The 23,422-nt window shown below is 68.5% G+C and carries 20 protein-coding genes; 14 read left to right on the top strand and 6 right to left on the bottom strand.

Translation table 11 applies throughout. The features are described 5' to 3' along the window. Positions 1 to 157 precede the first annotated feature (157 nt). On the top strand, positions 158 to 1,351 hold the full coding sequence (locus tag OJA40_RS10365; RefSeq protein WP_208426526.1) for a PQQ-dependent sugar dehydrogenase: 1,194 nt from the start codon (positions 158 to 160) through the stop codon (positions 1,349 to 1,351). Positions 1,352 to 1,411: 60 nt separating this feature from the next. On the opposite strand, the gene OJA40_RS10370 is transcribed toward OJA40_RS10365, so the two are convergent. Both OJA40_RS10370 and OJA40_RS10375 read right to left on the bottom strand, forming a co-directional pair. Then, positions 1,412 to 2,233, bottom strand: coding sequence for a hypothetical protein (locus OJA40_RS10370; protein ID WP_263810589.1), 822 nt, complete (start codon positions 2,231 to 2,233; stop codon positions 1,412 to 1,414). Positions 2,234 to 2,272: 39 nt separating this feature from the next. Further along, a complete protein-coding gene (locus tag OJA40_RS10375; protein WP_263810590.1) occupies positions 2,273 to 3,226 on the bottom strand; it encodes a M23 family metallopeptidase in 954 nt (317 codons plus the stop codon). Between the two features lie 200 nt (positions 3,227 to 3,426). Between OJA40_RS10375 and OJA40_RS10380 the strand changes: the two genes are divergently transcribed. The 7 genes from OJA40_RS10380 to OJA40_RS10410 all read left to right on the top strand — a co-directional run bounded on the left by OJA40_RS10380 (position 3,427) and on the right by OJA40_RS10410 (position 12,187). Continuing rightward, positions 3,427 to 4,047: a flavin reductase gene (locus OJA40_RS10380; RefSeq protein ID WP_263810592.1), complete on the top strand. Its 621-nt coding sequence runs from the start codon at positions 3,427 to 3,429 to the stop codon at positions 4,045 to 4,047. A gap of 49 nt (positions 4,048 to 4,096) precedes the next feature. Beyond that, positions 4,097 to 5,338 carry a M20 family metallopeptidase gene (locus OJA40_RS10385; protein WP_263810594.1) on the top strand — a complete coding sequence of 414 codons (1,242 nt, stop codon included), beginning with the start codon at positions 4,097 to 4,099 and terminating at the stop codon, positions 5,336 to 5,338. A 49-nt stretch (positions 5,339 to 5,387) separates the two neighbouring features. Next, positions 5,388 to 6,434 carry a P-loop NTPase family protein gene (locus tag OJA40_RS10390; protein WP_208426531.1) on the top strand — a complete coding sequence of 349 codons (1,047 nt, stop codon included), beginning with the start codon at positions 5,388 to 5,390 and terminating at the stop codon, positions 6,432 to 6,434. A 205-nt stretch (positions 6,435 to 6,639) separates the two neighbouring features. Further along, positions 6,640 to 9,882 carry an isoleucine--tRNA ligase gene (gene ileS, locus OJA40_RS10395; protein WP_208426532.1) on the top strand — a complete coding sequence of 1,081 codons (3,243 nt, stop codon included), beginning with the start codon at positions 6,640 to 6,642 and terminating at the stop codon, positions 9,880 to 9,882. A 77-nt stretch (positions 9,883 to 9,959) separates the two neighbouring features. Then, a complete protein-coding gene (locus tag OJA40_RS10400; protein WP_208426533.1) occupies positions 9,960 to 10,436 on the top strand; it encodes a TraR/DksA family transcriptional regulator in 477 nt (158 codons plus the stop codon). Between the two features lie 127 nt (positions 10,437 to 10,563). Further along, the gene (ruvA, locus tag OJA40_RS10405) at positions 10,564 to 11,172 is read left to right on the top strand and encodes a Holliday junction branch migration protein RuvA (RefSeq protein WP_208426534.1); all 609 of its coding nucleotides are present in this window, start codon (positions 10,564 to 10,566) and stop codon (positions 11,170 to 11,172) included. Positions 11,173 to 11,209: 37 nt separating this feature from the next. Continuing rightward, positions 11,210 to 12,187, top strand: a complete 978-nt coding sequence (locus OJA40_RS10410; RefSeq protein WP_208426535.1) for a ribose-phosphate diphosphokinase — start codon at positions 11,210 to 11,212, stop codon at positions 12,185 to 12,187. A 179-nt stretch (positions 12,188 to 12,366) separates the two neighbouring features. On the opposite strand, the gene OJA40_RS10415 is transcribed toward OJA40_RS10410, so the two are convergent. Beyond that, on the bottom strand, positions 12,367 to 12,663 hold the full coding sequence (locus tag OJA40_RS10415) for a PAS domain-containing protein (protein ID WP_263793169.1): 297 nt from the start codon (positions 12,661 to 12,663) through the stop codon (positions 12,367 to 12,369). A 473-nt stretch (positions 12,664 to 13,136) separates the two neighbouring features. On the opposite strand from OJA40_RS10415, the gene OJA40_RS10420 reads away from it, so the two are divergent. From OJA40_RS10420 to typA, 5 genes are all read left to right on the top strand, one after another. Continuing rightward, the gene (locus OJA40_RS10420; protein WP_263810595.1) at positions 13,137 to 13,580 is read left to right on the top strand and encodes a dCTP deaminase/dUTPase family protein; all 444 of its coding nucleotides are present in this window, start codon (positions 13,137 to 13,139) and stop codon (positions 13,578 to 13,580) included. A 109-nt stretch (positions 13,581 to 13,689) separates the two neighbouring features. Then, complete coding sequence (locus tag OJA40_RS10425; RefSeq protein WP_263809768.1) at positions 13,690 to 14,487, top strand: Fpg/Nei family DNA glycosylase; 798 nt, start codon at positions 13,690 to 13,692, stop codon at positions 14,485 to 14,487. Positions 14,488 to 14,538: 51 nt separating this feature from the next. Continuing rightward, positions 14,539 to 15,279, top strand: coding sequence for a DUF72 domain-containing protein (locus tag OJA40_RS10430; protein WP_263810597.1), 741 nt, complete (start codon positions 14,539 to 14,541; stop codon positions 15,277 to 15,279). Between the two features lie 42 nt (positions 15,280 to 15,321). Beyond that, complete coding sequence (gene zapE, locus OJA40_RS10435) at positions 15,322 to 16,347, top strand: AFG1/ZapE family ATPase (RefSeq protein ID WP_263810598.1); 1,026 nt, start codon at positions 15,322 to 15,324, stop codon at positions 16,345 to 16,347. Positions 16,348 to 16,553: 206 nt separating this feature from the next. Further along, positions 16,554 to 18,380: a translational GTPase TypA gene (typA, locus tag OJA40_RS10440; protein WP_208427637.1), complete on the top strand. Its 1,827-nt coding sequence runs from the start codon at positions 16,554 to 16,556 to the stop codon at positions 18,378 to 18,380. Positions 18,381 to 18,429: 49 nt separating this feature from the next. On the opposite strand, the gene OJA40_RS10445 is transcribed toward typA, so the two are convergent. Together OJA40_RS10445 and OJA40_RS10450 are read right to left on the bottom strand one after the other, a co-directional pair. Further along, positions 18,430 to 19,005, bottom strand: coding sequence for an AP2 domain-containing protein (locus tag OJA40_RS10445; protein WP_208427636.1), 576 nt, complete (start codon positions 19,003 to 19,005; stop codon positions 18,430 to 18,432). Positions 19,006 to 19,461: 456 nt separating this feature from the next. Further along, on the bottom strand, positions 19,462 to 20,292 hold the full coding sequence (locus tag OJA40_RS10450; protein ID WP_263810600.1) for a J domain-containing protein: 831 nt from the start codon (positions 20,290 to 20,292) through the stop codon (positions 19,462 to 19,464). 124 nt (positions 20,293 to 20,416) lie between these two features. Here OJA40_RS10450 and OJA40_RS10455 point away from each other — a divergent pair, with 124 nt between their 5' ends. After that, on the top strand, positions 20,417 to 21,937 hold the full coding sequence (locus tag OJA40_RS10455; protein WP_263810602.1) for an acetyl-CoA carboxylase biotin carboxylase subunit: 1,521 nt from the start codon (positions 20,417 to 20,419) through the stop codon (positions 21,935 to 21,937). A gap of 490 nt (positions 21,938 to 22,427) precedes the next feature. Here the strand turns inward: OJA40_RS10455 and OJA40_RS10460 are convergent, their stop codons facing one another. Beyond that, positions 22,428 to 22,958 (bottom strand): bactofilin family protein, encoded by a 531-nt coding sequence (locus tag OJA40_RS10460; protein WP_263810603.1) that lies wholly within the window; start codon positions 22,956 to 22,958, stop codon positions 22,428 to 22,430. Positions 22,959 to 23,422: the final 464 nt, after the last annotated feature.

A 23,422-nucleotide genomic window follows, 5' to 3' on the forward strand; every position in this document is an offset into this window, starting at 1 on the left:
CGGGACTTGTATGCCACGCGGAAGCGATTGATGCCTGCTCGTCCGTTCAGAAATGATATCCGCGTAACCCATGTGCCCTTCACGTTACGGGCGGGAACGGCGAGAGGGGGGGAGCGTGCAGAACTTCTCACAACAAGTGCGTTCCTCACGGCCCCTCATGTCCAGCCCCCCTGTCATTCCGATGCGTACCCTCGTCGGCCTCCTCGCGCTCGTTCTTTGCGCCTGTACCCCCGGGAACGGGTCGGAGGCGCCCGAAGCCCGTTCGTCGTCTCCAGACAAGGAGGTCGTCCTCGAGCGCGTCGAGTCGGAGGAGGAGACGTTTCAGGTCGTAGAAATGGTTGAGGACCTGGAGCACGCCTGGGCGGTCGACTGGCTCCCCGACGGGCGGATGCTCGTCACCGAGCGGCCCGGCCGCATGCTTCTCGTCGACGGCGACGGCCGCACCCAACTCACCAACGTCCCGGAGGTATGGGCCCAAAACCAGGGCGGGCTGCTCGACGTGCGCGTCGCGCCGAACTACGAGGACAGCGGCTGGATCTACGTTACGCACTCCGTGAAAGACGGGGACACGGGCGGCACGGTGCTCTCGCGGGCGAAGCTTGACGGCACGTCGCTCACCGACGTGGAGGAGCTCTACCGGCAGACCCCCTTCCTGGAACCGGACTACCACTTCGGGTCCCGCATCGCATTCCTCGACGACGGCACCCTGGTCGTCTCGATGGGCGAGCGGGGGCAGCGGCGCGAGCGCACCGTCGACATCCCCACGCCCACCACGTCGGTCGGCACGACGGTCCGCCTCAACATGGACGGGTCGGTGCCCGCCGACAATCCGTTCGTGGGGACCGACGAGGGCCTCGACGAGGTCTACGCCTACGGCCACCGCAACCAGCAGGGCATGGCCATCCACCCCGAGACGGGCGCGATCTGGCAGCACGAGCACGGGCCGCACGGCGGGGATGAGCTCAACCTCGTAGAGGGCGGCAACAACTACGGGTGGCCGGCCGTCTCGTACGGCGACGCCTACACCGACCAGTCGCCCATCGGCGGCACCACGGCGCCGGGCATCACCGACCCGGTCGAGTACTGGGACCCGTCGCCCGCCCTCTCCGGCATGGCGTTCTACACCGGCGACCAGTTCCCGAACTGGGAGGGCGACCTCTTCATGGGGGCGCTCGCCCACCAGAAGGCGATGCGCGTGGAGCTCGACGGCGAGGACGTGTCGGACCAGGAGGAACTGCTGCGCGCCGAGCTGGGCCGCATCCGGGACGTGGCGACGGGGCCGGACGGATACCTGTACCTCCTCACCGACGCGCCGGAGGGCGGGCTCTACCGGCTGGAGCCGGCGGAGTAGCGAGCGACCGTCCGGGCCGGCGCGACGGCTCCGTTCGGGCCGCGGGAGGGGCGTCCGTGCTCATCGGGTCCGAGAACCGGGGCGCAGCGCCCGCAGCAGCACGCCGCCGACAAGGACGCAACCGACCCCGATGGGAGCCCGGAGGAGAAGCGGCATCCAGGTGGTTGACGGGCCGACCACCACGGCCCCGGCGGTGGCGGCGGAGAGGGATAGCATGCAGGCGGCGCCCGCTACGGCCCAGAGCGTGGCCCACACGTAGCCCCACGGACGGCCCCGCCAGAGCCACGCCCCGGCCAGGAGCGCCACCGGCACCACCATCGTCAGGTCGAGGGCGGCGATCAGGTCCGTGTGCAGCCCGATCGCATCGAGGGTCGCCGGCACCCGTCCAGTGGCGACGTACCGCAGCGAAAGCGCCGCGTAGCCCCCGCCCAGCGCAACGGCCACGAGCATCATAAACCCGCTGATCCACGGGGTGGGAAGGCCCGGCTGCACCCGCCGGTGCAGGGCGGGTGCGTCGATCGACAGGAGGCCGAACACCAGCGCCACGCCGGAAAGCGCAACCAGGGCGGCGTAGACGAGGAAGAGGCTGTTGACCGCGGCCCCGAAGAGGTATAACGCGGAGTTGTACAGCGAGTAGGCGAGCAGGCCCATCCACACGAGGAGCGCCCGCCGGGACCCGCCCCAGGTGCCCAGCAGGGCGACCCCCAGCAGCGGCGTCGCCACGACGAGGGTCACGAGGTCGCTCCCGTACCAGCGTGCCGCGACCAGTGCGTTGTCCCGGTACAGGTCGTGGGCAAACAGGCCGGCCCCCGACGACAGGGCCATCAGGAGGACAACGGCCACGGAGAGGCGCCCGGCAATTCGGCGGGAGGCGGAGTTCATGGTCGCTACAGAGGAGTGGAACGGAACGGCTTGCTTCTCTCACTGCCGCGCGGCCCGCAGCCTGTCGTTGCGGATCGGAAACCGGCCGTCGAAGGTGATCGGGCGCGGGTCGGCATCCAGGAGTGTGGACGCGCCTACGGAGTCCTGTGCGCTGACGTGGAGGTGCGGCTCCCAGCTGTTGCCGCTGTTGCCCACCCGCCCGAGGCGGGTGTCGGGGGAGACGGAATCGCCCGGTTCCACCCGCACGCTTCCCTGCTTCAGGTGGGCGAGGAGCACGTACGCGTCCGGCGCGCAGCGGAGCAGTACGTGGTTTCCGGCCTTGCGGGCCGTATCGCGGGCCGGCGGGGAACGGTCGGGAAGTGAGCCCGCCGTCGCCTCGACGGCCCCGTCGCACGGGGCGTACACCGGCGCCCCGAAGACGGCGTAGCGCGCGAGAGCCGTCGGGTAGAGGCCGCTCGCGCGGTTGCCCGACGGGTGGAGCTGGACGAGATCGAGGCCCCACCGTTGCCCGCGCCACGCCTGCAGATTGGGGGCGTCCACCTTGAGGTGCGGGTTTGTGATGGACCGGCTGCCGCCACTCGCCACGTAGACGGGCCCGTCACGCAATGGAACGGTCAGGTTCACCGGTGGGGCGGGGATTTCGCGTGCCTGGTTTCGCTGGCGCAGCCCCACGATGCTGAGGAGGAGCAGAACTGCCGCGAGCCCCGGCCCGGCCCACTGCCACCCTCTCGGCCGCGTCCAGAATACCTGGTGCCGCATGCGCCAGCCCCCGCAGCCGGCCCCCACGGCGAAGAGCCCGAGGAGCCCGTACCGGCCGTGGGTAGAGAGCACGTACCAGCTCCCGAGATGATACGTGAGCCCCACGTACCCGCCCACTGCTGCGGCCTTCAGGCCCCACAGGAGGCGACACGGGCTGCGGCGCGTGAGCCAGACGAGCGCGGCCCCGGGCAGAACGAAAAGGGTGAGGAGGGCAGAGGCAATCAGAAATGTCATATCGGAACGGGAGCTCCCATGGACGGCGCATCCGGGCTGGTTTGGGCCCTGTGCCCGACGTCGATTCCAGCGTCGGGCGTCTCCCCGCACAAGTATCGTAACGAGCCCCACGAACATACGAGAGGTATGCGGACGCAGAACCCTTTCGCTACATACCAAATTAAAGACATACATTTGCCTTCCCAAGTCTTCCCGGCCCCATGGAGCCCCTGGACCCCGACGCCATCGTCTCGCTCGACCCCGAGCAGTCGTTTTGGGAACGCTTCTACATGGTTGCGCCCCTGATCGTGGTGGGCACCCAGAACGAGGACGAGTCCTACAACCTGGCCCCGAAGCACATGGCCGCGCCCATGGGGTGGGACGACTACTTCGGGTTCGTCTGCACGCCGCGCCACAAGACGTACCGCAACGCTGTGCGCACCGGCGTGTTTACGGTCAGTTACCCGAAGCCGTCGCAGGTGGTGTTGGCGAGCCTGTCGGCCTCGCCCCGAGTGGGCGCGCCGGAGGGGCCGCGGCGCAAGCCGGCCCTCAACCAGTTGCCCATGCGGGCGGCGGCGGCGGTGGACGGGGTGTTTCTCGACGATGCGTATCTGCTGCTGGAGTGCACGATGGAGCGGCACGTGGACGACCTGGGGGAGAACAGCCTGCTCATCGGGGCGGTGGAGGCGGTGCACGTGGAGAAAGACGCGCTCCGCGTCTCCGGAAAGGAGGACGACGCCGTCATCCGCGACAATCCCCTTCTCGCGTACCTGCCCCCCGACCGGTACGCGGCCATCGACGAGACCAACGCCTTCCCCTTTCCCGCGGGCTTCGAGAAGTAGGCCCCGGCAGGCGCGTCCCCCGTTCTTCTGTGCTGACTGGAATTGCGCTATGGACTCCGCCGTAGACGCCGATCGGGCCCGCGTCTTTCACGACTACCTCGCCCGCCACCGTGGGCAGATGCTCGCGGTGCTGGAGGCCCTGGTGCGGGCCGAGTCGCCGACGGACGTGCCCGCGGCCCAGGCGGAGGCGCAGGGCATGTTGGCCCGTCTTCTGCGGACGCTGGGCTTTCGGGTGCGGTCCCTGCCCGCGGCCGAGGAGGAGCGCGGCCACCTCTACGCCCGCCCGAAAGACCGACCGCGGGGCCGGCCCGTCCAGCTCCTCGTGGGCCACAGCGACACCGTGTGGGCCCGCGGCACCCTCGACGAGATGCCGTTCGAGGTGGAGGGCAACGAGGTGCGCGGGCCGGGCGTCTTCGACATGAAGGGCGGGCTGACGCAGATGCTGTTCGCCCTCGCGGCCCTGCGGGCGGCGTCCGTCGAGCCGGCGGTCGTGCCGGTCGTGTTCATCAACTCCGACGAGGAGCAGGGCAGCCCCACGTCGCAGCGTCACCTGCGCCGGCTCGCCCGCTGTGCGTGCCGGGCGTTCGTGCTGGAGCCGGCCCTCGGGCTCGACGGCAAGATCAAGACGGCCCGGAAGGGGGCCGGGCGATTTACGGTCCGGATCCAGGGGAGGAGCGCCCACGCGGGCCTCGATCCGGAAGGGGGATCGAGCGCCATCCTGGAGCTCTCGCACACCGTGCAGGCCCTCCACGCCCTCAACGACCCGGAGGCCGGCGTGTCCGTGAACGTGGGCACCATCGGGGGCGGCACGCACGCCAACGTGGTGGCCGACGCCGGGTCCGCCGAGGTGGACGTGCGCGTCGCGACCCGTGAGCAGGCCGACGAGCTGGAGGCGGCCATCCGGGGCCTGGAGACGACCACGCCCGGCACGTCGCTCACCATTGAGGGCGGCATCGGGCGCCCGCCGATGGAGCCGAGTCCCGACGCTCGCCGGCTGTGGAAGCGGGCGCGCCGGGCCGCTACGCTCCTCGACCTCGACCTGGAGGAGGGCCGTTCCGGCGGCGTTTCCGACGGCAACATCATCAGCCAGTACGCCCCCACGCTCGACGGCCTGGGGGCGGTCGGGGACGGCGCCCACGCCCGCCACGAGTTCTGCTACGTGGACCGGATGGTGGAGCGCAGTGCCCTCCTGGCCCTGCTGCTCGCCCAGCCGCCCCTGCCGACGACGCCGGACGATGCGGCCCCCACGACCGAGACGCTCGACGCGCCCGCCTCCACGCAGATGTCCTGACCTCGGACGGCCCGCGCTGTTCTCGCCTCCCCGACTCGCCCCCAATCCCATGATGTCCCCCATCTTCGACCGGTGTATCTTTGGCTCCCTCGCCCGCATCACGGACCTCAGCGCCCGGCCCTTCGAAATCGAGCCCCGCGTCCCGTCAGAGTGGGACACCGGGGATTACGTCGTGGGCATCGTCACCGACACGTCGGGCTATCGGGCAGTCGAGCTGCCCAGCGGCCGGGACATGGAGGTGGCCGAGGGCGACGCCGTCGTGGGCGCCTTCGGGACGCGACACGCGACGTTGGAGATGACGGGCTCGTGGCGCGAGATTGGCAACGATCAGCTCATGCACGCCCTCACCCGAGCCGGGCTCTTCGGGCACGTCGAGTCGCGGTCGACCCTGGTGCAGCCGCCCCTCGAACTCCGGTATCACGGACACGTCTGCCGGGACGCCACCAAGGTGACGATGGGCGGGGCCGTCGCCCCCGTCGACGAGCAGCCCTACACCACGCCCACCATCCTCTTCGCCGGCACGTCGATGTCCGCCGGCAAGACCACCGCCGCCCGCATCGTGACCCGCCGGCTGAACCGGATGGGGCTGGACGTGCTCGGGGCCAAGGTGAGCGGGGCCGGGCGCTACCGCGACGTGCTCTCCATTCAGGACGCCGGGGCCGACTGGGGGCTCGACTTCGTGGACGCGGGGCTGCCGTCCACGGTCATCCCGGAAGAGGAGTACCGAACCGCCGTGCGCCAACTGCTGGCCCGCATGGCCCAGCCGCCGGCCGACGTGGCCGTGGTGGAGATCGGGGCGTCGCCCCTGGAGCCGTACAACGGGGCCATCGCCGTCGAAGAGATGCAGGAGGCCCTGGCCATGACGGTCCTCTGCGCGTCGGACCCCTACGCCGTCCTCGGCCTGGAGACCGCCTTCGACATGCTGGCGCCCGACCTGGTGACGGGCATCGCCACCAATACGGCCGGCGGCATTGACCTGCTCACCCAGCTTACCGACCTGCCGGCCTTCAACATCCGCGACAACGACACCCACGACCGCCTCGACGCCCTGCTGCGCGACCGGCTCGGCCTCGCCGAAGAGGTGCGCACGGGCTGACGGCCGAGGCCTTTCGGCTCCAGAGACGAACGCGGGGCGCAAGTCGTCGAACGCCGCCAACGGACACGCAGGAGGCGCCCCGTGGACGGCCACAAGAAAGCGCGACGGTCCCAATCCATTGCACCGGTGGCTAACGAACATCCGCCTGCGCCGCGGCGTTGAGTCTTGTCGTTGCCGTTTCACTTCCGCATCCCCGACGACCCCCATGGCGCAGTTCGACACGCCCGACCAGCTCTCGCTCCCCGACCTCGAAGAGGACGTCCTCGACTGGTGGCAGGACCAGAACATCTTTGAGCGCAGCATCGAAGAGCGGGACGGGCAGCCGGCGTTCACGTTCTACGAAGGGCCGCCCACGGCCAACGGCACCCCCGGCATCCACCACGTGCTGGCCCGGGCCATCAAGGACATCTTCTGCCGCTACAAGACGATGCAGGGCTACCAGGTGGACCGCAAGGCCGGCTGGGACACCCACGGCCTGCCCGTCGAGATTGAGGTGGAGGAGGAGCTGGACCTGGAGACGCGGGCGGAGGTCGAGGCGTACGGCATCGAGAAGTACAACGCGGCCTGCCGCGAGAGCGTCCTGGAGTACAAGGACCTCTGGGACGACCTGACCCAGCGGATGGGGTACTGGGTCGACCTGGACGACCCGTACGTCACGTTCGAGACCGACTACATCGAAACCGTCTGGTGGCTCCTGAAGCAGATCGAGGAGGAGGACCTGCTCTACAAGGGGCACAAGATTCAGTGGTACAGCCCCGGCTCCCACACCGTGCTGTCGTCGCACGAGGTGAGCCTCGGCTACGAGGAGACGCAAGACCCGAGCGTCTACATCCGCTTTCCGGTGGCCGGGGAAGAAAACACCTACTTTCTGGCGTGGACCACGACGCCGTGGACGCTCATCTCCAACACGGCGCTCGCCGTGGGGCCGGAGCTCACCTACGTCAAAATCCACCACGAGGACCCGCACCAGGGCGCGGAGACGTTGATCCTGGCCGAGGCCCTGCTCGACGACGTCATCGGCGAGGACTACACGGTCGAAGAGGCGATCTCCGGCGAGGAGCTGGTCGGGCAGCGCTACGAGCCGCCCTACGACTACTTTACCGACCGGGCCGAGCCGGGCGAAGACGCGTGGTACGTCCTCGGGGCCGACGTCGTTTCGACGGAGGAGGGCACCGGCGTGGTGCACATGGCGCCGGCCTTCGGGGAGGAGGACCACGCGGTGGCGCAGGACGAGGGGCTGCCGCTCTTCAACCCGATCGACAAGGACGGCGAGTTTACCGACGCGGCGCCCCTCGTGGCGGGCACGTGGTTCAAGAACGCGGACAAGACGATCACCGACGACCTGAAGGCCCGCGGCCGCCTCTACAAGCATGAGACCTACCTCCACAACTACCCGCACGACTGGCGCAAGGGCACGCCCTTGATGAGCTACCCGGTCGAGAGCTGGTTCATCGAGACCACGAAGCTCAAGGACCGGATGGTGGAGCTCAACGACACGATCAACTGGCAGCCCGAGGCCATCGGCGAGGGGCGGTTCGGCGAGTGGCTGGAGAACAACGTCGACTGGGCGCTCAGCCGGCGCCGCTACTGGGGCACGCCGCTGCCGGTGTGGGAGAGCGACAAGGAGGGCTCCGACCACTACGAGGTCATCGGCTCCGTCGAGGAGCTGCGCGAGAAGGCCGGCGACCAGCTGCCCGAGGACGACGAGGAGATCGACCTGCACCGCCCGTTCGTCGACGAGCTGACGTGGGAGGGGCCCGACGGCGGCACCATGCGCCGCGTGCCGGACCTGATCGACGTCTGGTTCGACTCCGGCGCCATGCCCTACGCGCAGTGGCACTACCCCTTCGAGAACGAGGAGGACTTCGAGGCCAACTTCCCGGCCGACTTCATCGCCGAGGGCGTCGACCAGACGCGCGGCTGGTTCTACTCGCTGCACGCCATCGCGACGGTCGTCTTCGACGAGGTCGCCTACGAAAACGTCGTGGTCAACGGCCTGGTGCTCGACGAGGACGGCAACAAGATGTCGAAGTCGGTGGGCAACACCGTCGAGCCGTTCGAGGTCATCGACGACTACGGGGCCGACGTGGTACGCTGGTTCATGATGAGCAACGCGCCCCCGTGGGAGAGCATCCGTTTCAGCGAGCGCGGCCTGCGGGACCTGCGGCGCACGTTCTTCGGCACCCTCGAAAACGTCTACAGCTTCTTCGCCACCTACGCCAACATCGACGGCTTCCAGTATCAGCGCGAGCGCATGCCGGTCGCGGAGCGCCCGGAGCTCGACCAGTGGATCATCAGTCGCCTGCACACGACGACACAAACGGTCGAGGACGCGCTGGAGGACTACGACCCGACCACCGCGGCCCGAGCGGTCGAAGACTTTGTCGAAGAGCTTTCGAACTGGCACCTGCGCCGCTCCCGCTCTCGGTTCTGGGCGTCGAAGAAAGGCGAACAGAACGGCCCGGCGGGGCAGGGCGGCACCGTCTCCGCGGCGAAGAAGGAGGCCGCCTACCAGACGATCTACGAATGCCTGGCGGCCACGGCGAAGCTGATGAGCCCCATCGCGCCCTTCTTCGGCGAGTGGCTCTACGGCGCCCTCACCGACGTGACCGGCGGCGAGGCCGACTCGGTGCACCTGGCCTCGTTCCCCGACGTGGCTGAGGACGAGCGCGACGAGGCCCTGGAGCGCCGCATGGGGCTGGCGCGCTCCATCGCGTCCAGCACGCTCTCGCTCCGCAACCAGGCCGAGATCAACGTGCGCCAGCCGCTGCCGCGCCTCCTGGTGGTGACCGGCACCGGCGTGTCGGAGGCGGAGGTGGAGCAGGTGAAAGACGTGATCCTCGACGAGGTGAACGTCAAGGACATCGAGTACGTGGAGCACAGCAGCGAGGTCGTGCGCCGCTCCGCGAAGCCCGACTTCAGCCGCCTCGGCCCGCGCCTCGGCGACCTGGTGAAGGCCGTGAACCAGAAGGTGCGCCAACTCGACGACGAGACGATCGACGAGTACGTGGAGACCGGAGCGCTCACGCTGACGGTCGACGGGGAGACGGTCGAGCTCGGCCCCGAGGACCTCCTCATTCAGAGCGAGGGCATCGAGGGGTGGCTCGTGGAGCAGGAGGGAGACGTGACCGTGGCCCTCGACACCGACATCACGCCGGCGCTCCGGGCCGAAGGGCTCGCCCGCGAGGGCGTCAAGCGGATTCAAGACCTTCGCAAAGCGGCGGGCTTCGAGGTCACGGACCGCATCGCGGTGGCCTACGACGGCTCGGCCCAGATTGCCGACGCCGTGGCCGCGTACGCGGACTGGATCCGGAACGAGACCCTGGCCCTGGAGTTGCAGCCGTCCAATGAGCCGACCGGGGAGGCGGTCGAGACCTTCGAGGTCGGCGACGAGCGGCTCACGATCGGGGTCCGTCGCGTTGAGGCCGACGAAGCACTGAATGCCTGAGCCCTCCCCGGGCCGGACGCAGGCCCGTGGAGCGCACGCCACGCATCACTTCCACTGATAGGCCCACTCTGAACGCCATGGCGAACGACGATGCACAGCCCGAGGGGGATGCGCCCGACGCCCCGCTTCACGCACAGTCGGACACGACCGAGGACGGGGAGGCGCGCACGACGCCCTTTTCCGACGACGAGCTGGAGCACTTCCGCGAGCTGATTCTCCAGCGCCGGCAGGAGGCGAAGTCCGAGATCGAGCAGATGCGCAAGCAGGTCGAACAGGCCAAAGAGCAGTCCGACGACAACACCGCCTACGGCATCCACATGGCCGACGCCGGGACCGACGCGATGGAGCGGGAGAAGCTCCACCTCATGATCGCCCGCCAGCAGAAGTACGTCGGGTACCTCGACCGCGCCCTCGAGCGGATCGACAACAAGACCTACGGCGTCTGCCGCGTGACGGGCAAGCCCATCGCGAAGGAGCGGCTGGAGGCCGTGCCCCACACCGAGATCTCGATCGAGGCGAAGCGCAAGGAGAAGGCCGCGGGGAGCGGGGAATAGGCCCCACCGCGCTGCTAGGGCGTCGGGGCATTGGGGAGGACTTAAGTCTCGTACCACCCGTCGGACGCGAACCCGGCCGGCCGCGCCGGACTGTGGCCGTCCGCCCCTTCAACGCCCCACCACAGACATGATCGACTACGTCTCCGGCACGCTCGTCGACAAGACGACGGACTCGGCCCTCGTGGACGTGAACGGGCTCGGCTACCGGGTGCACGTCCCCACCTCCACCTACAAGCGGCTGCCGGACACCGACGAGGAGGTCACCCTGCACACGTACCACTACCTCCGGGAGGACGACGAGTCGCTGTACGGCTTCGCCACCAAGGCGGAGCGGACGGTCTTCGAAACGATGACCGGCGTCTCGCGCGTGGGCCCGAAGCTGGCGCTGTCGGCCCTCTCGGCGATGACCCCGACCGAGCTGCGCGACCACGTCATGGAGGGGGACAAGAGCCGACTGACGCAGATTTCGGGGGTCGGCACGAAGACGGCCGACCGCCTCATCGTCGAGCTCCGCGACCGCCTCGCAGACCTGGACGTGCTCGAGGACACAGCGCCCCTCAGCGGCGGGTCGGACGCGCGGGCCGAGGCGCGGGCCGACGCCCTGGAGGCCCTCACCGAGCTGGGGCTCAGCAAGGCCGACGCCGAACGGTCCATCCGTCAGGTGCTGCGCGACAACGCCGGCATCCAGTCGGCCGACGAGCTGGTCCGGCGGGCCCTGAAGGCGGACCAAGAATAACACGTCTCACCGTACCCGACGCACTTCCACCTCCCCCATGCCCGACGCCCTTCGCCTCTTTGCGCTCTCCGAGAGCCGGGGCTTCGGCGAGGCCATCGCCTCGGCGCTCGACACGGAGCTCGATGCCCACCACGAACGGACCTTCACGGACGGGGAGCACGAGGTGCGTCCGGAGGTGAACGTGCGGGGGCGCGACGTCTTCGTCGTCCAGTCCCTCTATGCGGACGACACGTGGAGCGTAAATGACAAGCTGTGCCGGCTTCTCTTCATGCTCGGGGCCCTGCGCGATGCCTCGGCCAAGCGCGTGACGGCGGTCATTCCGTATCTCTGCTACCAGCGCAAGGACCGCAAGACGCGCCCCCGCGGGCCGGTCACCACCCGCTACGTGGCGGGCCTGTTCGAGGCCGTCGGGGTCGACCGCGTTCTGACGATGGACGTGCACAACCTGGCGGTTCTCCAGAACGCCTTTCAGGCCCGCACCGAGCATCTGTTAGGGCATCCGCTGTTCGTGCACCGGCTGACCGACGTGGTCGGGGCCGAGGAGATGGCCGTGGTGTCCCCAGACGAGGGCGGCGTGAAGCGCGCCGGGAAATTTGCCGAGGGACTGGGGGCGGTGCTCAATTGCGAGGTGCCAACGGCGTTCGTCGAGAAGATGCGGAAGGACGATGGGGTGACGGGGGGAGCGTTGGTCGGGTCGGTGGAGGACCGCACGGCCGTCGTGGTGGACGACATGGTCAGCACCGCGGGGACGATGACGCAGGCCATCCGGTCGTGTGCCGAGGAGGGGGCGGAGTCCGTCTACGCCGTGGCCACTCATGGCCTCTTCGTCGGCGAGGCAGACGAGCGGCTGGAAACGGCGCCCCTGGATGCCCTTTTCGTCACGAACACGGTAGCGCCGCGGCTCACGGGCACGGCGGCCGAGCGCCTGCAGATCTGCAACGCGGCCCCTCGATTCGCGGCTGCCATCCAGGCGGTGCACACCGAAACCTCCGTGAGCGCCCTGAACGAGGTGTAGCCGAGTGAGGAAGTGCTCGTGGGGTGCGCCCTGAACGAGGGGCAATCGAACACGGGGCCCCTGCCGGACACGTCCCGGCAGGAGGGCGAACGAAAGGGAAGCCGGCCTCGGGCCGCGTCCCGGACGAAGGGGCGGGGGACGGAGTCCCCATCCACGTCTGCGCGCAGGGCGCGCTGGGCCTATAGGGGCCGAAGCTGGACCTGAATGCGGGCGTTTGCGCGGTCGAGATGGTTGCGAGCCATGGCGCGGTACCAGCGCCAGCGCCCGTTTCCGGTGCGGAGGCGCAGGAGCCATCGGGTCCGCTGCGTCCGGTGACTCACCATGTGTGCCAGGTCCCGCATCACGCGGTGCAGGTTGCGGCCGTGGACGTGGGAGAAGAAGCAGGGCTCGAGCGTGTCGTCGATCCCGTACTCGAGGGCGCGGCGGGCCGACTCGTTCGCCCGCTGAATGGTGCCACTGCGGTCCAGATACAGCATCGGGGTGTGGGGCGACTCCTTCTTTCCGGAAGCGCTTCCACAATCGGGGCGGAATACAGCGGGTGTGGATTGCGTGGACATGACGGGGATCGGGGAACGTTGGCGGTGGCGAAGGAGGGGGCAGACGCGTGTGGCGCCGTCTTTCCGCCCCGCAGTACAACGACAGTACGACGAAGAGACCGAAGAACGAGAAGCCTCCCTGTACGACGGAGCGGACCGGCGTTTGTAGGTTTTCCCCAACAGGGAAGGATTTTCAGCTCCACCCATTATAAAGTAGCAAATCAACCCAGATACGTCAAGTCATTCTCCGGAAAACGAACAGGGAGTGCATTCGCGAACGAAAGGGACCAGATATGGATGAGGACCGTTGCGCCTCAGCGCCCAACCGGGCCCAAACAGTCGAACCTGAAGGCGCTGGGGCTGGTTTGAGGTCCCCTCAACGCGTTTCCACTCATCAGCACCGTCCCTGCGCAATGGACACCGCGAACGTCCTCGCGTCCCAGCTCGACGGGCTCGTTCACCTCGACACCCAGCGGGCCTCCACTGGCATCGACCTGACGGTCGATGCGGTCTTCCGGACGACCGGGCCCGGCCAGCTCGACTTTGGCGGGGGCGAGTTCCGGGCCGTGCCCCGCGAGCGGATTGGGGCGACCCTCGACGATCCGGACGACGACTACGGGTGGTGGACCCTGGAAAAGGGGGCGTACGTCGTGCAGTACAACGAGTCGCTGCGCCTGGACGACGGGCAGCAGGCGGTCGTGACGCCCCTGGAGCGCACACTACGTGCGGGAGCGCACCACGGTGCGTTCGTATTGGATGCGGGCCGAGACCCGATTGAAACCCTCCTCGTGGTGAGCCGCATGGGCTGCCGCCTCAAGGAAAACGGCCGCGTCTCTCGCCTCGTGGTGCTCGACTGATTGCCGAGAGCCACGCTGCTTCTGCGCCCTCGACTCCCGCGCCCTACGCCCTTCACCCCTACGCCCTCCTCCCCCCTCCCCACGTCCCCCGACGCCCACGCCCACACGCATGCCCGAACTGCCCGACGCCGTCGTCTACCGGCGGCGCCTTGCCGACGCGGCGCTCGACCGCCCCATCGCCGACGCCACGGTCGTCGATCCACGGATTCTCGGCGACGGCCTGGAGCCGCATCGCCTTGAGGAGGTGCTCCGGGGCCGCCCGCTGACCGACACCCACCGCCACGGCAAGCACGTCTTCGCCCGGTACGGCGACGAGACCGGCTGGCTCGCCCTCCACTTCGGCATGACCGGCCGCGTGCAGGTCGTTCCGGACGGCACGATGCCCGAATACGCGTACGTCCAGGTTCACTTTGAGGACGGAGGCGCCCTGGCGTTCGAGTGCCCGCGCAAGTTTGCCCGGGTGCGCCTCATCGACACGCCGGGCGCGTTTGTCGAGGCGAAAGACCTCGGCCCCGACGCGCGCCGCGCCGACGTCGATACTTTTCTGGCGCCCTTCGCGTCCCGCCGCGGTGCCATCAAAGGCCGCCTGCTGGACCAGAGCGTCGTGGCGGGCCTCGGCAACATTTACGCCGACGAGGCCCTCTACCAGGAGGGCATCCACCCGCGGACGACCGTGCCGGAGCTGTCCGAGACCGACCTCCGCGGCCTCTACGACGCAATCCAACGGGTCCTGGACGCCGCCATCGCGGTCGACGCCGACCCCGAGGCCCTGGACCCGGACCGCTTCATGCTGCCCCACCGGTACGGGGACGAGCACTGCCCGAAGACCGGCGTGCCCCTCAACACCGAGACCGTCTCCGGCCGCACGGCCTACTTTTCCCCCACCCGCCAGTCGCCCCCGACGTAGACCCGGTTCCCCCACCCTCTACCCCCACGCTCTCCACTCCCCCACGCGCCCGTGCCCTCTACCCACATTGGCACCTCCGGCTGGCAGCACGACCCCTTTGCCGGTCGCTTCTACCCCGACGACGTGCCTCAGGACGACTGGCTCGCCCGGTACGCCGACACGTTCGGCACCGTCGAGGTGAACAACACCTTCTACCAGAGCCCCGAGGCGGATACGCTCCGTGCCTGGCGGCGGCAGACCCCCGACGGCTTCACGTTCGCGGTCAAGGCGAACCAGTACATCACCCACTTCAAGAAGCTGAAGGACCCGGACGAACCGGTGCAGAACCTCTACCGCAACGTGGAGCCGCTCGGAGATGCCCTCGGCCCGATCCTCTTCCAGTGCCCGCCGAACTGGCACCAGAACCTCGACCGCCTGCACACCTTTCTGGAGACGCTCGACGACGCCCACCGGCATGTCTTCGAGTTCCGGGACCCCACGTGGCTCAACGAGGAGACCTACGGCGCGCTGCGGGCGCACGACGCGGGATTCTGCGTCTACGACTTCGGCGACCGCTCCACCTACCGCGTGGTGACGACCGACTGGGCGTACGTGCGCCTGCACGGGAGCGGGGAGGCGTACCACGGCCGCTACACGGACGCCGAGCTCGACGACTGGGCCGACGCCATCGCCGACTGGCGGGCCGACGGGCGCGACGTGTACGTCTACTTCAACAACACCGCGGGCGAGGGCCACGCCCCCCACGATGCCCATCGGCTCGCGGCCCGGGTCCAGGACCATGCAGGGCAATGAGGGGGCCGGTGTACCGATGTCGCGCGAACTGTTCGTCTCCCCATGACCCTCGCCCTCCCCGAGCGCTTCCGCGACGCCACGTTCGAGAGCTACGAGCCGCAGACGCCGAGCCAGGCCGAGGCCCTCCGGGTCGCCCGCGCATTCGTGACCGAACTGCGCCGGACCCCGTCGTGGGCCGAGCGGCTCAGGGCGCTCCTGGGCGCGGCGGACGAGCGGCTGCCCCAAGGGCTGTACCTGGTGGGGCCGGCGGGGACGGGCAAGACGCACCTGCTGGCCGCGACGTGCAACGCCCTGATGCCCGAGAGGGCCTGTGCCTTCCTGCACTCCAGCACGCTGTTCCGGCAGACCGAGCCGCCGGAGGCGTTCGCGCACCGACTGGCCGACGAGTACGCCGTCTGCTGCCTCGACGAGGTGGAGATCGACGACCCGGCGAACGAGATGCGCCTCGCAGGGGTGATGAAGACGCTGGCAGCCCGGGACGTCCCGCTCCTGGCCACGAGCAACGTGGCGCCGGAGGAGTACCTGGCAACCCAGCTCGGCGACGGTCGCGTCCAGCGGTTCCTGCGAACGGAGGTGCGGGACGCGTATCGTGTGGTTGGGGTTCGCGGGGACGACTACCGGCGCACGCGGGCGGTGGAGCAGTCCGGGCGAGGGTGGGTGGGGCCCCCCGACGCCACGCAGCGGGCCATGCGGCAGGCACAGGCGGACGCGACAGGGGCGGCGCGGTGGTGGGCGTTTGCGGAGCTGCGGCGGGCGACGACGGACACGGCCCATACCGACCTCATTGAAGACCTGGTCGGGCTCGACCACCTCTTTATCGAGGGCGTCGCCATCGCGGACACGGACGACGCCTTCCGCCTCCTTCGCGTCGTCGACGCGCTGTACCTCCACGAGGACGCCCCCACGCTCTACTTTACCGCCGCCCGGCCGCCGGACGACTGGTTCGATCCCGACCGGCACGCCGGCCTTGCGCGGGCCGTGGCCGAGAAATTCGACCGCACCGTCTCGCGCCTCCACGCCCTGTGTCAGATTCGCCCCGTTGAGCAGGAGGAGGCCGGACAGCCCTGATTCCACGCCGACACGCTACTCCACGCTCGGCACCGCCGCCCACGAAGTCTACGGCAATTCGGCCCCGACGCCCTGTTGGGGAGGCCGGGCAATGAACGTCTGCCCGGTGTGTGGGTACTACTCATCTATCTAATGCCAATCTGCGCGGGCACGCCGTTCCAACCCGGCGCAGTGCCCCGCAGGACCATTCCAACCGTTGCCCCGCCATGAAGCAGACCGATCTTCGCGACATCGCCATTGTGGCCCACGTCGACCACGGCAAGACCACGCTCGTGGACTCGATGCTGTGGCAGAGCGGCATCTTCCGCGACAACGAGGAGGTGCAGGAGCGCGTGATGGACACGATGGACCTGGAGCGGGAAAAGGGCATCACCATCATGGCCAACAACACGGCCGTCCGCTACGAGGGCACGAAGATCAACATCGTCGACACGCCGGGCCACGCCGACTTCGGGGGCGAGGTGGAGCGCACGCTCCGCATGGTCGACGGCATCATGCTCCTGGTGGACGCGGCGGAGGGGCCGCTCCCGCAGACCCGCTTCGTGGTGCAGAAGGCGCTGGAGTTGGACCTCCCGCCCATCGTGGTTCTCAACAAGATTGACCGCAAGGACGCCCGGCCCGAAGAGTCGCTCGACGCGATCTACGACCTCTTCATCGATCTCGGGGCGGACATGGAGCAGCTGGAGTTTCCGGTGCTCTACACCGTCGCCACGGAGGGCCGTTGCAAAACGGACCTCGACAACGAGGAGTGGTCGACGCTCCGCCCCCTCTTCGAGACCATGATCGACGAGATCCCGCCGCCCACGGGCGACCCCGACGGCACGCTGCAGGTGCTCGTCACCAGCGTGCAGCGCGACGACTACCTGGGCCCGGTCGCCATCGGGCGCGTGGAGCAGGGCGTCCTACAGGACCGGCAGAAGGTGAGCCTCTGCCACCGGGACGGCAGCACGGAGCAGGCAGAGGTAACGGCCCTCTTCACGTACGAGGGACTCCAGCGCGAGGAGACCGACGCGGCCGGGCCCGGCGAGATCGTGGCCATTGCCGGGGTGGAGGGCATCGGGCTGGGCGAGAGCATCTCGCACCCGGAGCACCCGGAGCCGATGACGCCCCTCGACGTGGACCCGCCGACCATGTCGATGGAGTTCCGGATCAACGACGGGCCCTTCAGCGGGCAGGAGGGCGAGTTCGTGACCTCGCGCCAGCTCCGGGACCGCCTCTTCGACGAGGCCCGCAACAACCTGGCCATCCGGGTGGAGGAGACCGACTCGGCCAACGTCATGCGCGTCTACGGGCGCGGCGAGCTGCAGATGGCCATTCTCATTGAGCAGATGCGGCGCGAGGGCTACGAGTTCTGCGTGGGGATGCCGCAGGTAATTACGAAGGAGGTGGACGGCGAGCCCCGCGAGCCCTACGAGACCGCCGAGATCGACATCCCGGAGGCGTACATGGGCGTGGTGATGGAACGCCTCGGGGAGCGGAAGGGGCAGATGGAGCACATGGTGCACCAGGACAGCGGGCGCGTGCGGCTCACGTTTCGGGTGCCGAGCCGCGGCCTCATCGGGTACCGCTCCAAGTTCCTCACGGACACGAAGGGGACGGGGCTCCTCACGCACCGTTTTGAGGAGTTCGGGCCGTGGGCGGGCGAGATTCCGCACCGCACCTCCGGCGCCCTCGTGGCCGACCGGGAGGGCGAGACCACGCCCTACGGCCTCATGGAGCTTCAGGACCGGGGTGATTTCTTCGTGGCGCCCGGCGACGCCGTCTACAAGGGCATGATCGTGGGCGAGAACAACAAGCCTCAGGACCTCGACCTCAACGTGACGAAGGAGAAGCAGCTCACCAACATGCGCGCCGCGGCGGGGACCGAGCTGGAGCACGTCCCGCCCCCCCGCGAAATGTCGCTGGAGGACGCGATCGAGTTCATCCGCGAGGACGAGCTCGTGGAGGTCACCCCGGAGGCGTACCGGCTCCGCAAGCGCCACCGCAAGCCGAAGGCCCGTCGCCGCGCCCAAGAGGAGCGCGCCGCGGGATAGGTCCGGATGCGGTGGAGACAACGGGTGCCGTCCCGCCCGGCCCGCTGCGCTACGCAGTGGCCTCCATCACCTCCTCGTCCTCCTCCGGCAGGCCCTCCCCGTCCGGGCCGGCCTCGTACTGCTCCTTGATGTTGGGAAAGGCCGTCTGGAACATGTCGTTCACCTCTTCGGCCTCCCCGTCGTGCTCCGCACGGGCCTCGTGCAGGCGGGCACAGGCCTTCCACACCGCGCGGCGCAGGTTCCACTTCCGGACGGAGTAGGCCGCGCTTCGGCGCGTGTCGTCCTCTTCAAGCCAGCTGAGCTGCACGTACGGCTTGGGCGTGCCGCTGCCGTCGTCCTTCCAGCAGAAGTTGAGGCCGATGACGCCGGTCGTCGAGCGGGCCTCCGCCGAGCGCCGGACCGGATCCATCGGCTCGGGCAACTCGTCGAGCAGCTCGTCCCGGTACTCGACGGCCTTTTCGAGGGCCTCCTCGCGGCCGCCGTGTCGCTTGTCGGAAAAGTACTTCGTATATTGCTCTTTCTGACGCTTAATGCGCACCTGCCAGCCGTGGGTGGGGTGACGGTCCGGATTGTCTTCGGTGGGCTCGATGTCGATGCGAAAAACGTTCTTCGGCTTGTCGGACATGGGTGAGAAAACTCAGGGCGATCATTTTGTGGTGGTGGGAGAGGGGGCCTAAACCAGGCCCGAAGTCGTCGCAGTGCGGACGCAGACAGGGGCCCCGACGTCCGGGCGCTGCCGTTGAGGGATAGGTCTTCTCGTCGGGATTGAGAACAGGAGGGGGACCGACAAGACGTCAGACAGCAAAGGGTCATAGAAGCGAACATTCGCCAGACCGAGGTGGAGGCGCCAACGCCTGAATGAAGGCGTCGACGTCCGTTTCGGGGAGCGGACCCCTAGAAACGAAGGCCTCTGGGTGGTGTCGGGGGCGATTCCGTCCGGTGTAAGTGTTGCGACGATCAAATATGCAAAACAGCACCGGAGAAGTGCAACCGGCATCGTCGCGGCGGCTCCTGGGCGGGGGCCCTGCTTCGGAGAAGTGGAGGGGGAAAAGACGGCGCAGAAGCCACGACAGCGCGGACGCTACAGCAGATCCGCGTCTTCGGCCGCCTCGTGGAGCACAGCGCGCTGCTTCCGGGAGAGATTGTCGGGGATGTTCACGTCAATTTCGACGTACAGGTCGCCGGCCCCGTCGTCGGTCTTCACCCCTTGGCCCGTCAGGCGCAGCTTCTCGCCCGGCTGTGTGCCGGCGGGCACCGAGAGCTTGAGGTGCTGCCCGTAGGGCGTGGGAACGCGGATGTCCGTCCCGAAGACGGCCTCGAACATGCCGATGGTCTCGGTCCGGTGAACGTCGTCGCCCTTGCGGTCGAAGTGAGGGTGGTCCCCCACCTCGAACGTCACGTACAGGTCGCCGCGCTGCCCCGTGGGGCCGGGCTGGCCCCGGCCCTTCAGGCGAATCTTGAAGCCGTCCCGTACGCCCTTCGGAATCTTGAGGCGGATGGACTCGCCGGAGGGGAGCTCAACTTGCTTGCGGCCGCCCTCAAGGGCCTCCCGAAACGAAAGGCGGAGGGTCGTTTCGAGGTCCTGACCGCCCTGGCGCCCTTGTTGCCGCTGCTGTCGCTGCTGCTGACGGCCCCCGTCGAAGGGATTCTGGCGCTGCGTGCGGGCGCCCCCGCCGAAGCCGCCTCCGCCGCCGAACCGGCGCTGGGCGTCGTACTGCTTGCGCTTCTCCTCGTCCGAGAGAACGGAGTATGCCTTCTGGATCTCCTTGAACTTCTCCTCGGCGTTGGGGTCGTCCGGGTTGCGGTCCGGATGGTGCTTGCGCGCGAGTGTGCGGTACGTTTTCTTGATCTCCTCCTGGCTCGCGTCTTCGTCGACGCCGAGCACGTCGTAGAGATCTTCGGTCTGCGGCATAGCGGCGGGGAGGGCACTGTGAAACCAATCGGCGAGCCGGGCCCCGGGCCCGAAAGCAACGGGCAGGGCCTTTGCGGCGGGATCCTCATAACAGAATTCATGCCATTACGTTCAACAAGACGAAATGACGGACTCGACCGCGACATCCCGTCCCTTCGACAACGTTCTCGTTGCCAACCGCGGGGAGATTGCCGTGCGGGTCCTGCGCACCTGTCACGAGCAGGGCCTCAACACGGTCGCCGTCTACAGCACGCCGGACCGCTCCGCGCCCCACGTGCGGCGGGCGGACGAGGCGTACCACATTGGCCCGGCGGAGGCCGCACAGTCGTACCTCGACCCGGAGGCGATCCTGGAGGCGGCGCGCCGCAGCGGGGCCGATGCCATTCACCCCGGCTACGGCTTCCTCTCGGAAAACGCGGCCTTCGCGGAGGCCTGTGCGGAGGCCGGCGTCCACTTCGTGGGGCCGCCGGCGGCGGCGATCCGGGCGATGGGCGACAAGACGGCCGCCCGCCAGCTCATGAAGGAGGCGGGGGTGCCGATGGCCCCGGGCACCACCGACGCGGTGGCGAGCACGGAGGAGGGAGAGGCGATCGCCGAGGACATTGGCTATCCGGTGCTCATCAAGGCGGCGGCGGGCGGCGGGGGCAAGGGCATGCGCATCGTCCACGAGCCGGAGAACTTTGCCGGGGCGATGGACCGGGCGCAGGGGGAGGCCGCGTCCTCGTTCGGCGACGGGCGCGTCTTTATCGAGAAGTACATCGAGGAGCCCCGCCACATCGAGTTTCAGATCCTGGCCGACCACCACGGGAATACGGTCCATCTCTTCGAGCGGGAGTGCTCCATCCAGCGCCGCCACCAGAAGGTGATCGAGGAGGCGCCGTCGTCGGTGCTCACCCCCGAGGTGCGCCGCGAGATGGGCGCGGCGGCGGTGGCCGCGGCCGAGTCGTGCGGCTACCGGAACGCCGGGACGGTGGAGTTTCTGGTGGACAAGGACCTCAACTACTACTTCATGGAGATGAACACGCGCCTGCAGGTGGAGCACCCGGTCACCGAGTGGGTGACGGGCGTGGACCTGGTGGCCGAGCAGCTGCGCGTGGCGCAGGGGGAGGCGCTGGGCTACACCACCGACGACCTGTCGATCAACGGGCACGCGATGGAGAGCCGCGTCTACGCGGAGGACCCGGCCTCGAATTTCCTGCCCGACCCCGGCCCGCTCAAGCGGCATTCCGCTCCCTCAGGATTCGGCGTACGGGTGGACGCCGGTGTGGAGGAGGGGGGCGAGGTGCTGATCCACTACGACCCGATGATCTCGAAGCTCACCACGTGGGGCTGCGACCGGGAGGCGGCCATCGACCGCATGATCCGCGCGCTCGACGAGTACGAGGTGGCGAGCATGGCCACCACGATCCCGTTCTGCCGCTTCGCGATGCAGCACGAGGGCTTCCGCGCGGGCGACTTTACCACCCACTTCGTGGACGAGGAGTTTGACCCCTCCGCCCTCCAACTGGAGGACCCGGAGCGGGACGAGCTTGCGGCCCTCGCGGCGACGCTCTACTACGCCGAGGCGCAGTCCGAGGAGGCCCCAACAATCGCGGCGAATGGCCGGGAGGGCGGGAGTCCGTGGCGCCAGCGGCGGCGCCCCTGATTCAGAGGCCCCGAGCTGCCGGCGAACGTGCCCGCCTTCGGTCCGGTGATTGGGGCCGGACCTGCGACGCCGTCAAGGACCGTCGTCGAGGCGAGGGGGCGGGGCACGTGGCGGGCTGTGGCAGCCGAACGACGAATCGGCTTCCGATCTGTTGCTCCGCCTCGACTTCGACTGTGCCGATCATCCGGTCGTGACGCGTGCTGCTGGCTGCCTGCATTCCGGCGGGCCCAAACAGGGAGGGTTGCGATCCGGCCTCGGCAGAACGCCCTGGGCGTCAGTTACGGATCCCCCACCGGCCCACCCTGACGACGCGGGCTTTAGCTCTTGGTCGGTCCCTTCAATCAGGGCGAGTCGACGTGGCTTCGCGGTGGACCTGCCTGAGGACCACGGGCCACGCGAGGAAGCGAGAGCAAGGACTTGTGGGGCCCTCTCGTGTTGCGGAGCTGTGCCACAACGCTGACGGCTCGCCCCCATACCCCCCATCATGCCCTTACCAGTCCACCCCAAAGTCTTCGTCCCCGTCCGACTCCGACCTGTTCTCTGGCGTTGAGTCATCTCGGAGAGACGACGAATCGTCGCCCCCTGGCGTCTCTGCTGGACCAGGCGCCCCCAGCTGCTCTTGCTCGGGCCGGTTCACCAGGGGCTTTCCGCCCGTGTGGTGGGACGAGAGGTAGAAATCTGGGGGGCGAACCGACGCCGGCACTGTCCGTCCTGGAGAGCCATCTCCCCGTTCCGGAGAAACGGGTGTCACAAACGACCCCCTCACCTCACTTACCGTTCCGGTGAACTGCGCCCCGAGCTTCACCTCGAGTGTCGCCCTCTGAAGGGTCAGGATGCCCCCCTGCACGTGTGCCATCTTCAGAATCAAGAGGTGGTCGAATACGAGGATCGCCCCCTGTAGCGTACCACCGATGTGCAGATCCGAAGCGCGCACAGTGCCGCTGACCTGGGCGCCCTCAGCCACGCGCACCTCTGAGGCGCAAATGGAGCCGTGGGTGGAGCCGCTTCCAGCGATGTACACGGATCCCTCGGTCGTGATCGGTCCCTGTACGTGCCCCTCCACGAGGAGATCAGAGGTGCCGAGACGAAGCGTTCCCTGGGCTCTGCCCCCCTCGCTCAAGACCGAGCCGGAAAACGAATCAGGGACGGGGGCGAGTCCCTCTCCATCTGAGGGGGAGTGGCCACTGAACGGATACATAAGAAATCTGAGAAGGGAGTGGTGCTACGTCAACCGCGATTGTGAAGGCAAGAGCGACCCCACAATCCAATTCCCGGCCCGCCATCATGAGCGACGCCGAGAGATTTCTTCGAAGAAGCCGGACCCCTTCGAAGAGGCCCTTTGGGGGGCTCGGGGCAACCCGCATTAGGATGTTGAGACCGCGCTGGCAGGCAAAAAAATGGGGGCCGACAGACCGGTAGAACGTAGGGCCGAAAGCAGTATCGAGGGAAGACACGGGCCGGCCGTTTGCGAACAGGCTGCGTGCG

The organism is Salinibacter pepae, assembly GCF_947077775.1.
Classification (GTDB): Bacteria; Bacteroidota; Rhodothermia; order Rhodothermales; family Salinibacteraceae; genus Salinibacter; species Salinibacter pepae.

Excerpts from the sequence above, each read along its gene's own strand:
- OJA40_RS10365 (WP_208426526.1), top strand. The coding sequence starts at position 158 with ATGTCCAGCCCCCCTGTCATTCCGATGCGTACCCTCGTCGGCCTCCTC.
- OJA40_RS10370 (WP_263810589.1), bottom strand. The coding sequence starts at position 2,233 with ATGAACTCCGCCTCCCGCCGAATTGCCGGGCGCCTCTCCGTGGCCGTT.
- OJA40_RS10375 (WP_263810590.1), bottom strand. The coding sequence starts at position 3,226 with ATGACATTTCTGATTGCCTCTGCCCTCCTCACCCTTTTCGTTCTGCCC.
- OJA40_RS10380 (WP_263810592.1), top strand. The coding sequence starts at position 3,427 with ATGGAGCCCCTGGACCCCGACGCCATCGTCTCGCTCGACCCCGAGCAG.
- OJA40_RS10385 (WP_263810594.1), top strand. The coding sequence starts at position 4,097 with ATGGACTCCGCCGTAGACGCCGATCGGGCCCGCGTCTTTCACGACTAC.
- OJA40_RS10390 (WP_208426531.1), top strand. The coding sequence starts at position 5,388 with ATGATGTCCCCCATCTTCGACCGGTGTATCTTTGGCTCCCTCGCCCGC.
- ileS (WP_208426532.1), top strand. The coding sequence starts at position 6,640 with ATGGCGCAGTTCGACACGCCCGACCAGCTCTCGCTCCCCGACCTCGAA.
- OJA40_RS10400 (WP_208426533.1), top strand. The coding sequence starts at position 9,960 with ATGGCGAACGACGATGCACAGCCCGAGGGGGATGCGCCCGACGCCCCG.
- ruvA (WP_208426534.1), top strand. The coding sequence starts at position 10,564 with ATGATCGACTACGTCTCCGGCACGCTCGTCGACAAGACGACGGACTCG.
- OJA40_RS10410 (WP_208426535.1), top strand. The coding sequence starts at position 11,210 with ATGCCCGACGCCCTTCGCCTCTTTGCGCTCTCCGAGAGCCGGGGCTTC.
- OJA40_RS10415 (WP_263793169.1), bottom strand. The coding sequence starts at position 12,663 with ATGCTGTATCTGGACCGCAGTGGCACCATTCAGCGGGCGAACGAGTCG.
- OJA40_RS10420 (WP_263810595.1), top strand. The coding sequence starts at position 13,137 with ATGGACACCGCGAACGTCCTCGCGTCCCAGCTCGACGGGCTCGTTCAC.
- OJA40_RS10425 (WP_263809768.1), top strand. The coding sequence starts at position 13,690 with ATGCCCGAACTGCCCGACGCCGTCGTCTACCGGCGGCGCCTTGCCGAC.
- zapE (WP_263810598.1), top strand. The coding sequence starts at position 15,322 with ATGACCCTCGCCCTCCCCGAGCGCTTCCGCGACGCCACGTTCGAGAGC.
- typA (WP_208427637.1), top strand. The coding sequence starts at position 16,554 with ATGAAGCAGACCGATCTTCGCGACATCGCCATTGTGGCCCACGTCGAC.
- OJA40_RS10445 (WP_208427636.1), bottom strand. The coding sequence starts at position 19,005 with ATGTCCGACAAGCCGAAGAACGTTTTTCGCATCGACATCGAGCCCACC.
- OJA40_RS10450 (WP_263810600.1), bottom strand. The coding sequence starts at position 20,292 with ATGCCGCAGACCGAAGATCTCTACGACGTGCTCGGCGTCGACGAAGAC.
- OJA40_RS10455 (WP_263810602.1), top strand. The coding sequence starts at position 20,417 with ATGACGGACTCGACCGCGACATCCCGTCCCTTCGACAACGTTCTCGTT.